The following is a 12,251-nucleotide window of genomic DNA, read 5'->3' on the forward strand; positions in this document are numbered from 1 at the left end:
TTACTGCTCCGTTTCACTATTGGTTTGAGGTTGCTGCGAAGGAATAGGGCCAACGTATGCAGCGGTGCCTTTATCTAAAATTATTACCTTATCGGCCAATTGAATTAGTTCTTGGTCATGGCTAGAGAAAATAAGGGTAACTTTGCCACGCAAGCTTTCTAGCGTTTGAATAAACTGGCGTTTGGCACTGGGATTTCGGTTTGCTAAAGGCTCATCTAATAACAGATACTGAGAACCTTTTAGCAGTGCTCTCGCTAAAGAAATGTAGCCACCTTCTACCGCCGACAGCATGGCACTATCATCACCAGCAATTGGCGCATCTAACTGTTCATTTAACGCGCTAAATAAAGCTCGCCCGCCAGCTGCGAATAAAGCATCAATTAGCTGCTCATCACTGGCATCAGCATTTGCTACTCGTAGGTTTTCTGCCAAAGTACCTGGAAATAAGTCAGGTTCAGCGGGGCAATAAGCCGCCCATGAACGCAATAGCTCAGGATCGTACTGGCGAATGTTTTTGTTGTTTAATGCTACATAGCCAGCTTGAGGCTCAATCACGCCAAGTGCTGACAACAGCAGCGACGTTTTGCCACAGCCATTAGGGCCAATAACTGCAACTATTTCACCTGCATCAATTTCAGCATTGACGGCTGATAATGCAGGTTCCATTTCCGCGCTATAACGTAGAGTTAAATGCTGAAAGGACAAACTGGGAGGCTGAGTCATATTCGGCACATCTAATCGAAGTTCACTATTCTCAGTTTTAACCTGCATAAATCGGTCAAATTGCTCAGCAGCCCCTTTAAGCAAGGTGAACTTTTGGCTAGAGCTAAATGCTAATTGCGCGGGGCCCGTAATACGCCAGATAAGCATAACGCAAGCAATCAGTGCCCCTGCGGATATTGCCTGATTGAGTACTAAGAAAATGCCACAAAAAACGGTCACTAACGCTGTTGATAAACTCAAAGCATGAGCAACCGCTGCCATTAAGCCGTTGCGTACAGCAAAGCGGAAGTTTTGTCGGCTATTCTCACGGCATAATCGGGCAAATTTGGTAGTCCAAGCGTCTACTTGGCCCGCCGCTTTTAATTGAGTGAGATTTTTTGCTAACTCGTTAAGCGCATTCTGATATTCATTAGATACAGTGGGAGACGCGCCTTGAATGTAGCGACGCATTAAACGCATAAACAAATAAAACACCAGCAACATTACCAAAGGCACTAGCACTAACCAGCCGCTTAGCAAGGTAATGGTAGCTAAGGCAATAAAGGTAAACGGTAAATCTACCAAACCTCCCGCAGCGGGACCAGACAGCACAGTACGTACTTTTTCAGCATTGCGCATACGAGCGACATGACTCGAAATACCCACTCGAGACAACACCATTAACGGCATGTTGAGCAAGCGTTGAAAGGTTAACTCTGATAAGTCTCTCGCCATGCGATTACTCGCCGAAGACATGACTTTTGCCCTAATTAAGCGTGATGCAACCAAAATACTTAAGGCCAACGCCGCACCTAAGGCAATACTCGGTAATACTTCTGGCGTTTGCCCGCCAATCACTCGGTCATAAACAGCCATGGTGAATAAGGGCACAGCGAGTCCGGTCAAACTAGACAGTAAACTTAGCCAAAACACGGGTCGATACCATTTACTTCGCTTGCTAACTTGCTCTGCAAAAGCTTTAGCAGAAGATCCCTGTTGCGGTACTTTATCAATGATAATTAAGTGAGAATCATCACCGATAATAGCCGGGTCACAAGGCTGCCACTGCTGGTCAAACTGCTCCAATTGTTCACCGTGTCGACGCAACAATGTTGGTGCTTGATGTTCAGATATCATTACAAAAGGGTGAGCGGTTTGGGAGACTAAAGAAGGTAGATGGCGATGCACAGAAAAGCTTACATGATGCTTTTTAAGCAAGGCGACAAAATCCATAACGTTTAATGAATCTACGCGCTTATCCTCGGCAACATTGGTCGCTTGCGAGTACAAACCTAGTTGCTGCAGTAAGTTGATTAAGGTAGGTTTCAAATCACTATTTTGATGCTCCATGTTATGCCTCCTTCGTTTGGTTTAGCAGGCTAACCAAACCATCTTCAGCAATACGTAGTTGAATATCGCTATAGGCTTTTATTTCATCAAAGTGCGAAGCGACTATCACTGTCATCTCGCCCTTTAGCTTATTGAGTAATGCTAACAATCGTTGCTGAGCATCAACATCTAATGACAGCATCGGTTCATCTAATAACAGAATTGAGGGTTGCTGTGCTAAAGCACGCACCAAAGCAATTAGCTTAATCGCGCCTTTGTTAAGCATTTGATTCCCGCTATCCCCCACTCGAGTTTGATAACCTGCAGGCAATAATGCAATAGCAGTACTTAACCCAAGTTCTTCTGCTAAAACCATGGCTTGTGCCTCTAGTTCCGGTCGAAACAAAGTCATATTTTCAATCAAGCTCCCAGCAAACAAGGTTGGCCAGGGAGCAAGATAAATAACGGATTGTCGATACTCATTGGCATCATGTTGACTAAGTTCCACATCAGCGATATTGATGCTTCCTTGCTTAGGCTGATGAAACCCAGCCAGCATACTTAACACCAAACTTGCATGGCTAAGAGGATTAGATTGCACTACCGCTAAGCAGCCTGCAGGCAAGCTAAAGTTAGCTTGGCAGAGGGTAGCAACTGCTGTTTGAGCACTTAGCTGATTAAAGGTAACAGGACCTAAAGGTAGCTTTTGCTGGTAACAACGCTCTGCACTAAAGTTCTCTCCTTTTAGTGCAGTAAGCTGACTGACCTGATGCATTGCAGATTTAGCAGTGACCATTCTGGAGCGCAAGCTGATAATAGCGCTTAACGGTGCCACCGCTCGCCCCGCTAATATAGAACAAGCAGCTAAACCACCGGTTGTTAACTGCCCATCGAGTACCATTAAGCAACCCAGCAGCACCAATACCAAGGTGGTGCCTTGCGAGGCTCCTTGAATAAGCTCTTGCAGCTTAGCCGATAGCCAGTCCACTTGTTGCTGCTGTTGTAAACGCTTGAAGTTCACCTCACGATAATCGCTAGATATACCATTCTCTAAGGCTAAAGCCTTAGTAGTAGTTAAACCTGAAAGGACATTAATGAGTAAACGAGAACGCTCTGCTTCACTTAGCGCAAGCTCCTGAGTTGCGTGTGAAAGTTGTTTACCAAGAAGGACGACTAATAGACTAATTAAGCCCCATACAACAATGGGGATAAATACTAATGCTCCTCCAATGTAAGCCACTAAAGCTAAGAAAATAATGACAAATGGGAAATCTATAAGTGCTAACGCAGCTTGACCAGAATAAAGATCACGCATCCCCGCAATCGAATTTAAGCCATTGAAAATACCGCCCCTGCCAAGTTTAGTGACCGGCTCAAAGCGGCTGGCTAATAAAGCTTTTACTGCATCAATAGTCGTATGTAATTCAAAATTAGCAGCAGCGGACGCTAACAACCAACTTCGAACATATCGCAATACTAATTCGAGCAGAATAGCCACCGCTACTCCGAGCATAAGAACCGTTGCAGTGCCATAGCCTTGGTTAGGTAATATGCGGTCGTAAATCTGCAGCATTGCAAAAGGTAGAGCGAGGGAAAGTAAGTTAATAAACATAGAAGAAAGCAATACATCTATTGCTGACCGATTTCGAAACAACAGGCTTAACGCATACCTCATTTAGCTAGCTTCCTTTCTCAATAAACACTGCGATGAGTTATTGATAAGCCTAGCAAATAATCTGCTTTTTTCTTTTTCAGTTGGCGTTTATTTGAGTGTTCGAGAAATCACCCCACATATTCATTAACATAATTGACACATCAAACAAACTAATTCACTATCTTTTAGTCAGTAAACAGCTCAAGACTTCATCCTGAATGACTAAGTAGTCATTTATAACTAATATCACTTTGTTAAACAGACAGATATGAATGAATCATCTAGCTTAGCGCAAGTGCTGGCCCTCCCTAGCCAGTCACACCATCACAGCCACAGCTACTACCAAGTAGTGATTGGGCTGCAAGGACAGACTGAATTCGACATTCAGGGCCAAGGTAATTTAGTGGGTCCGGGGCAAGGCTGCTTAGTGCCGGTAGCAACAGACCACGCCTTTACCGGCTTAGGTCGCAATCAGATATTGGTGGTAAACCTACCGTCACATCAACAGCACGTAAACCCGCTGCAAAACTATCAAGATAAAGTTTGCCAGCTATTTGAACGCAAGGCCTTTTTTCAGCTATCCAACCAATCTCAAGTACTAATTGCTGCCCTGTGCCACGAAATTGTTAGCCAACCACAAGACTTGTTACTCGGCGAGGCTTGCGCCAATACTTTAGTCTGCGTACTGCAAAATCAACTGGCCCTAGCAAACAACCATCAGCAGCGTGGCGCCCGTTTACAAATGGATATTGTTGACCGTTACATTCAGCAGCACTTACATCAAAAAATTAGCGTGACCCAGCTCGCTGGCTGTGTTTACTTGGCAGAAAGCCAATTCTACCAGCGGTTCCGCCAACAAAATGGCATTACTCCTCACCAATATGTATTGCGTAAACGCTTCGAATTGGCCAAACAACTATTGGCCGATGTTACCCTAAGCCTGCAGCAAATCTCCGATAGTTGCGGCTTTGCTAGCCAAAGCAGCTTTACCAGTGCATTTGGCACTTTTTTTGGTCAATCTCCCGCGCGCTATCGTCGCCAACATCATTAATTAGCTCACTGAGTTTTTAATCATTGCTTGCCGTTACTACACTTAATGCTAAAAGCTGCCAGCAATAGTCTTTGGATTTGTTAACACTTCAGTTCAACGTTTGTTAATCAGCGGAGTTTTTCTAAAAAATCTCGGAGTTTTTCGAAATACCCAAGGCAAAAAGCACTCTACAATCAGTCGCTCAATAACAAAGCCGTAACATCCTCTGTCCCCTCGCAGAGGTTGGCAATACGAGGACATAGCATGCTGAATTCAACGCACCTAGATGCTCAACAAATGCTACACGCTTCATTTATCGACCAACCCGTAGATCAGCTGTGGCAGCATATTTCTCCTTTGTATTCGGTAGATGAGTCCACTTGGTTAAAGCAATTGCTGCCTATCGCCCAGCCCAGCGAAACCGAATTAAGCACCAGCACTGTGCTAGCCACTCAATTAATCGAGCGAGTACGCGCCGACAAAAAAGCCGTACAAATGATCGACGCCCTGCTGCTTGAATACAGCCTAGATACGCGCGAAGGCATATTGTTAATGTGTTTGGCCGAAGCGCTCATGCGAGTACCCGATGCAGCCACTGCCGACGCGCTAATTCGCGATAAAATGAGTGTGGCCGATTGGAAGTCTCACCTTAAGAGTTCAGACTCATTATTTGTAAATGCCTCTACCTGGGGCTTAATGCTCACAGGTAAAGTAGTCAGTTTAGATGAGCCCGCTAACGGCCAACCCAGTAGCATACTCAACCGATTAGTGAACAAGTTCTCTGAGCCAGTTATTCGCCAAGCCATGCACCAAGCCATGAAAATTATGGGGCATCAATTTGTGCTGGGCAGGAACATTCAAGAAGCGCTAAAAAATGGTGATGAACCACGCAGCCAAGGCTTTAGCTACTCCTTTGATATGTTGGGAGAATCTGCACTTACCGCAGAAGATGCCAGCAAATATGCTAACGATTACCACCACGCTATTAGCCAAGTAGCCCAAAGCCAACAAGGTAATACGCATTCGGCTCCTGCCCCTTCTGTATCGATTAAGTTATCGGCATTGCACCCGCGTTACGAAGCTGCCAATCAAACCCGGGTAATGAACGAAATGTTTAACAGTGTGTTAGCCCTGCTTGTGCATGCTCGTGAACAAGAAGTGGCTATCACCATCGATGCTGAAGAAGCCGACCGCTTAGAAATATCACTCAAGCTTTTTGCTAAGCTGTATCAAGATCCCGCCATGCGCGGCTGGGGTAAATTTGGGCTGGTCGTGCAAGCCTATTCAAAACGAGCATTGCCAGTAATAGCGTGGCTTGCAGGTTTGGCTAAAAAACAGGGTGATGTTATTCCGATGCGCTTGGTTAAAGGTGCTTATTGGGATACCGAACTAAAGCTTGCTCAGCAACATGGTCATCATGGCTACCCCTTGTATACCCGCAAAGAAGCCACCGACGTTAGCTATTTAGCCTGCGCTCGCCTGCTGCTTAGCGAGCACTTACGGGGCTTAATTTTTCCGCAGTTTGCTAGCCATAACGCACAAACCATTGCCGCCATATCAGCAATGGCCAACCATAAAGAGTTTGAATTTCAACGTTTGCACGGCATGGGAGATGCCCTGTACAACCATGCTAAAAGCTTATTGGCTAGCGATGTACGCATCTACGCCCCCGTGGGTAGCCATAAAGATCTGCTGCCATATTTAGTGAGACGTTTATTAGAAAATGGCGCGAACAGTTCGTTTGTACATCGTTTAGTCGATGCGCGATGCCCAGTAGCAGATCTAACCATTCACCCAGTGACTTTATTACGCTCACGTAGCTGTTTGCATAACCCTAGAATTGTTAAGCCTCCACAGTTGTTTGGCGAGCAACGCCAAAACTCCAGCGGTGTAGCCACCGATATTGAAAGTGAATGGCAACCCTTTGAGCGCCAAATAAGCGCCTTTTTAGGTGACTATACATGGCAGGCGCAATCGATAATTAATGGCGAGAAGCAGTATGGCGAAGCCAAACAAATTGCCGCACCTTACCATCACCAGCAACATGTTGGCAGTGTAATGTGGGCGAGCAGTGAACAAGCAGAACAAGCCATTAGTGCCGGCCAACAAGCGTTTGCTAGCTGGCGAGATACACCGGTTAAACAGCGTGCTGCTTTTCTGCTTTACTTGGCCGACAAACTAGAGCAAAACATGGCTGAGCTAGTGGCTTTATGTCATCGCGAAGCAGGCAAAACCGTATTAGACAGCATCGACGAAATTCGCGAGGCAGTAGACTTTTTACGTTACTACCCACAACAAGCAGTCGCCAATTTTAGCCAGGCCTGCGAGCAAACAGGCTTTAATGGTCACACTCAACATGTGGAGTATCAGGGGCGAGGCGTATTTGTATGCATCAGCCCATGGAATTTCCCATTGGCTATCTTTATTGGCCAAATCTCGGCAGCGCTTGTCTCGGGCAATACTGTTGTTGCCAAACCCGCCGAGCAAACCTCGTTAATCGCAACGCGATGTATTGAGCTTTTGTTAGACACGGGCATTCCGGCTTCTGTTATTGGGTTAGTGATTGGCAGTGGTGCAGAACTAGGCGAGAGCTTAAGCAGTGACCCACGCATTGCCGGCGTAGCTTTCACTGGTTCAACTCCCACGGCGCAAACAATTAACCGCCAACTGGCTAAGCGAGAAGCGATGCCAGTGCCATTTATTGCTGAAACTGGCGGACAAAATGCCATGTTAGTCGACAGCACCGCCCTACCCGAGCAAGTAGTACGTGATGTTATTCGCTCCGCGTTTGCGTCTGCTGGCCAACGCTGCTCTGCGCTGCGAGTATTGTATGTTCAGCAAGATATTGCAGACCGAATTATTACATTGATTCAAGGAGCGATGGCAGAGCTTAGCGTGGCTTGCCCCGAGCGCTTAAGTACCGATGTTGGCCCAGTCATCGATGCCCTCGCGCAAAACAAATTACTTACCCATGTTGCGTGGCTAAAGAAAAATGCCCAGCTTATTTACCAGCTTGAGCTACCCAAGCAATGTGAGCAAGGCACCTTTGTTGCCCCCTGTGCATTTGAAATCGAAAATATTTACCAGCTCAACCAAGAACACTTTGGTCCTATTTTGCATGTGATTAAATATCAAGCAAATCAACTTGATAGGGTAATTGATCAAATAAACCAAAGTGGTTTTGGTTTAACATTGGGGGTGCATAGTCGTAATGAAAGCACCTATCAACACATAGAACAACGCGCACGTGTGGGTAATTGCTACATCAACCGAGACCAAGTAGGCGCAGTGGTGGGGGTACAACCCTTTGGTGGCCAAGGCTTATCTGGCACAGGCCCTAAAGCCGGTGGACCACACTACTTATATCGCTTTGTAAAAGCGCAAGTCACTCCATTGAGTTACGGCGAGGAGCAATAACATGACTATGCATATGAATCAGTTGAACCAAAGCCTAGCGGTATTAGAAACTTGGCAACAACAAAGTGTGGAGCAACGGGTCGCTATTGTTCAGCGTTGGGCAACATTGTTAGACCAGCGTGATAATAAGTTTAGCCAAAGCGTTGCTATGATCCGCTTTCAATGCCAGCAAGCCTTAGCAACAATAGCGCAGACCCACACGTTGCAAGGGCCTACTGGTGAAACCAACCAGCTATATTGTGTTGGCCGTGGCAGCTTTTTAGTGTTTGCCGACGAAGCCGCTAATACCGCCGCACTAGTAGGTTTAATTAGCGCCGCTTTAGTCGCTGGCAATACCGTTATTTGTAGTGCAGCTAACACAAATATTGAGCTAGATAGCTTGCTTAGTGAATTACTGCGAGCGGGCTGCCCAAACAGAGTAGCCACTCAAGTGGCTGCAGAAGCCTGCGAGCCTTTAGCTAAACAGCCGCAGTTAGCGGGCGTAGCCTTAGCCGCTGCACCTGCAACTTGCCAGCGCTTTAACCAAATATTGGCAGAGCGCGAAGGGCAACTGGCTCAGCTGATTTACGAAACCGATTCTCTTAACTTTAGCCAGTTGAGCGATTCAAGCTTGTGTTTACGCTTTATCACAGAGCGTACACGCACCATAAATATTACCGCCGTTGGTGGTAACGCTAGTCTGCTAGAGCTAGGCAGCGGCGAATAATAACCGATAAAGCCCCAAATGCTCATTTGAGCAATAAAAGGAACAAGGAATGATTGAAAATAGCTTCGCTATCAGTGCCACATTTATAGCCTATCTCATCGTTATGCTATCAATTGGTATTTACGCTTATAAACGCACCTCAAACTCTGAAGACTACTTCTTGGGTGGCCGTTCTTTAGGCCCATGGCCAGCAGCCTTATCTGCTGGCGCCTCAGATATGAGTGGTTGGTTACTGCTAGGTTTACCGGGTTACGCCTACGCCGCAGGCATTGAAGCCTTCTGGCTAGCCGGCGGCCTGTTAATAGGAACATGGTTAAACTGGCTGATTTGCGCCAAACGCCTACGCACCTATTCCATTGTGGTAGACAATGCGCTCACCATTCCTGAGTTTTTTGCACGCCGTTTTGAAGACAAATCAAAACTGCTGCAATCAATCTCAGCATTCTTCATCCTGCTGTTCTTCTTGTTCTACACAAGCTCGGGCTTAGTAGCAGGTGGCAAGTTATTCGAAACCGTATTTGGTTTGGACTACACCACCGCCGTAATAGTGGGTACTGTTTGTGTAGTGTCTTACACCCTCTTTGGTGGTTTCTTAGCCGTATCATGGACAGACTTAGTGCAAGGCTTGTTAATGTCGGCAGCGCTAATGATAGTGCCAATAGCCGCGATGGAAGGTTCATTTGGTGATTTAAGCCAAGCTCTAGAACTAAAAAATCCAGAGCTACTTAATCTATGGACAGATGTAAAAGGCGAACCTTTATCTGCCATTGCTATTATCTCGTTAGTGGCATGGGGGTTGGGCTACTTTGGCCAGCCGCATATTTTGGCGCGTTTTAAAGCCACTCGCAGCAATAAAGACATTGGTACCGCTCGCCGTATCGCAGTAACGTGGACAGCCTTATCAATGGCTGGCGCACTGCTAATTGGCTTAGTGGGCATTACCTACGTAGATGCCCAACTGGGTGGCAGCATTAAAGATGGCGAAACCATCTTCATGTTGTTGGTAAACGCTATCTTCCACCCAGTGATTGCCGGTATTTTGTTGGCCGCTATCCTAGCAGCCATTATGAGTACTGCCGATTCACAACTGTTAGTGTCATCATCTGCCCTAGCAGAAGATTTTTACAAGCAGGTATTTCGCCCGCAAGCCAGCCAACAAGAAATTGTTAAAGTAGGCCGCGTAGCAGTAGTCGCGTTATCCATTGTAGCGCTGGTGTTAGCAATGAACCCCGAAAGCTCAGTGCTAGGCTTAGTGTCTTACGCTTGGGCTGGGTTTGGTGCAGCCTTTGGTCCCGCCTTATTGTTAAGCCTGTTCTGGAAAGACATGAACCGCAATGGCGCATTAGCCGGTGTAGTATTAGGTGGCGTAACAGTGGTGGTTTGGAAGCAACTTAGCGGTGGCATTTTCGATATTTATGAAATTGTTCCAGGCTTTATGTTAGCCAGTATTGCAATTATTGCCGTGAGCAAAGCCACTGGAGGCGCTGAAGCCTCAGTGCAAAAAACACACGAAGAATACGAGAAACAGTTGATTAGCTTAGACTAAATTCTCAAGCCAATGAACAACCGCTAGCCTTTGGGTTAGCGGTTTTTTTATGCCCGTTATCTACAACAAAGCGAAAACAATCCACCTCGCTATAAAAGCACAACATCATCACGCTCAAGTACCGACTTCTAACACACTCATGCACCATTACCAGTTTCAGCAGCCCTCATAAACACTCCAGATAAACTTACTTACCCTTAATTTTTCTCTCTTTGGCTGTGCAAAAACACTGCAACTATATACACATAACTAGTCATTCCTCCTTTCCACAAGTGCTTGCATCCTTTTCTGCTGATGTTTTTGTTATTTTCCGAGCTAGGCGGCTGATGAGGCTTAGAAAAGGTGATAATCTGTCTTTTATCAAATGTATGATAAGAGGAAAATTTCCTTGTTTAAACAAGGACACTTTCCTCTTAATATGCTGTTAGAAGAATAAATAAAAAGGAGTTGTCGAATGGCAAATTTACCATATGCACAGGGAGCAGGTACTTTAGAAACAATGCTGAATAAGATAAAAACAGCGTCTGTACCTGATAATTTTTCACCAGATTTTGTTTCAACCAAATTATTGATGAAAGGTGGAAGTGGCAGAGCTATTATTCCATTCATAAAAAAAATGGGGTTAGTTTCAGCTGATGGAACTCCAACTGAACGTTATAAACAAATTAGAAATCCAAATAAATTTGCTCCAGCAATAGCTGATGCGATTCGTGAAGTATACGAAACACTGTTTGAAATGAATGAGTATGTGTACGAATTGGAAGCAGCTGAACTTAAAGCTCTTGTAGTAGAAGCAACAGGAGCAGAACCAGGCTCAACACCTGTAAAAAAAGTAGTTTCAACTTTTCAGGCATTGTGCAGTATGGCTGATTTTGAAATTGTTGAAAATAATTCAGAAGAGACTACTGAAGTGGAACAAGATGAAATTAAGACTTCTCCTGTTATACAACCCGTTTATCAACATACCCACCAACAATCTGCACCTAAAAATGAAGGTATAAACCTGTCATATACTATTAATCTCAACCTTCCTGCTACTACGGATATTGAAGTCTTTAATGCTATTTTTAAAAGTCTTAAAACACATTTAATGCAGGAGTGATCAATGAGAAGATCATCGGTAATTAAGTCGTTTGGTATGACTAATATGCTTTTAGAAGCGGATTTAGATTCTATAGAAGATAAATACCAGTTGGATTTAGGTCGGCGAAATCAAGTTGGGAATAAAATTGAAGATAAATATTATCCTCAATTTGATTCTGCTTTAAGAGCTGAGGCCAAGAAAATGTCAGCACATTACGAATTATTTTATTGTTTAGAAAAATCAATCAGGCAATTAATTGTTGATGTGTTTGAAGGATCTGGGGATAAAGAATGGTGGGAAAACCAAGTTCCTGAAATCGTTAAAGCTAATGCTAAAAAAAGTATAAAACGAGAAAAGGAATCCGCGGTAACACCTAGGTCGGCAGATTCTATTGATTACACAACATTTGGTGAGTTAGGAGAAATAATTAAATCCAATTGGTCTTTATTTGGTGGGGTGGTTTTTAACGACCTAAAGGCAATGGAAAAGGTTATGTCTGCTTTAAACTCTTTACGAAATCCAATTGCTCACTGCTCTCCACTAGCAGAAGATGAAGAGTTGCGTTTAGAGTTAGCTCTTAGAGACTGGTTTCGTTTGGTTAGCTAGGTGTAAATTCTTCTAACAAGTCGTTTAAAAGGACAAAAAACGGTTGGCTTTTGCTCCTTCGCCGCTAATTTTAGCCAACTATTTTATTGCCTCTTAACGAGGCGTTGATATGATCCCCGCTGTCAACTCGCACAAGTCTATTCCTACCGATTGGCACCGGCATAGAAAACTTGAATG

8 protein-coding genes are annotated in these 12,251 nt (G+C 44.8%); 6 read left to right on the forward strand and 2 right to left on the reverse strand.

Annotated elements, in window-relative coordinates:
* Both Q4592_RS16320 and Q4592_RS16325 read right to left on the reverse strand, forming a co-directional pair.
* Entirely contained in the window at positions 1-2,052 is a 2,052-nt protein-coding gene (locus tag Q4592_RS16320; RefSeq protein WP_303515070.1) for a peptidase domain-containing ABC transporter, read from the reverse strand.
* Between the two features lies 1 nt (position 2,053).
* A complete protein-coding gene (locus Q4592_RS16325) occupies positions 2,054-3,706 on the reverse strand; it encodes an ABC transporter transmembrane domain-containing protein (RefSeq protein WP_303515073.1) in 1,653 nt (550 codons plus the stop codon).
* Between the two features lie 247 nt (positions 3,707-3,953).
* On the opposite strand from Q4592_RS16325, the gene Q4592_RS16330 reads away from it, so the two are divergent.
* The 6 genes from Q4592_RS16330 (at position 3,954) to Q4592_RS16355 (ending at position 12,074) form a co-directional block, all read left to right on the forward strand.
* Complete coding sequence (locus tag Q4592_RS16330; protein ID WP_303515075.1) at positions 3,954-4,736, forward strand: AraC family transcriptional regulator; 783 nt, start codon at positions 3,954-3,956, stop codon at positions 4,734-4,736.
* 243 nt (positions 4,737-4,979) lie between these two features.
* Positions 4,980-8,132, forward strand: coding sequence for a bifunctional proline dehydrogenase/L-glutamate gamma-semialdehyde dehydrogenase PutA (gene putA / locus Q4592_RS16335; protein WP_303515078.1), 3,153 nt, complete (start codon positions 4,980-4,982; stop codon positions 8,130-8,132).
* A gap of 1 nt (position 8,133) precedes the next feature.
* Entirely contained in the window at positions 8,134-8,838 is a 705-nt protein-coding gene (locus Q4592_RS16340; protein ID WP_303515080.1) for a hypothetical protein, read from the forward strand.
* Between the two features lie 49 nt (positions 8,839-8,887).
* The gene (gene putP / locus Q4592_RS16345) at positions 8,888-10,384 is read left to right on the forward strand and encodes a sodium/proline symporter PutP (protein WP_303515083.1); all 1,497 of its coding nucleotides are present in this window, start codon (positions 8,888-8,890) and stop codon (positions 10,382-10,384) included.
* 454 nt (positions 10,385-10,838) lie between these two features.
* The gene (locus tag Q4592_RS16350; RefSeq protein ID WP_303515086.1) at positions 10,839-11,486 is read left to right on the forward strand and encodes a DUF5343 domain-containing protein; all 648 of its coding nucleotides are present in this window, start codon (positions 10,839-10,841) and stop codon (positions 11,484-11,486) included.
* Positions 11,487-11,489: 3 nt separating this feature from the next.
* Entirely contained in the window at positions 11,490-12,074 is a 585-nt protein-coding gene (locus tag Q4592_RS16355) for a Swt1 family HEPN domain-containing protein (RefSeq protein WP_303515088.1), read from the forward strand.
* Positions 12,075-12,251: the final 177 nt, after the last annotated feature.

Origin of the sequence: Agarivorans sp. 1_MG-2023, from assembly GCF_030548385.1 — a bacterium.
GTDB lineage: Bacteria > Pseudomonadota > Gammaproteobacteria > Enterobacterales > Celerinatantimonadaceae > Agarivorans.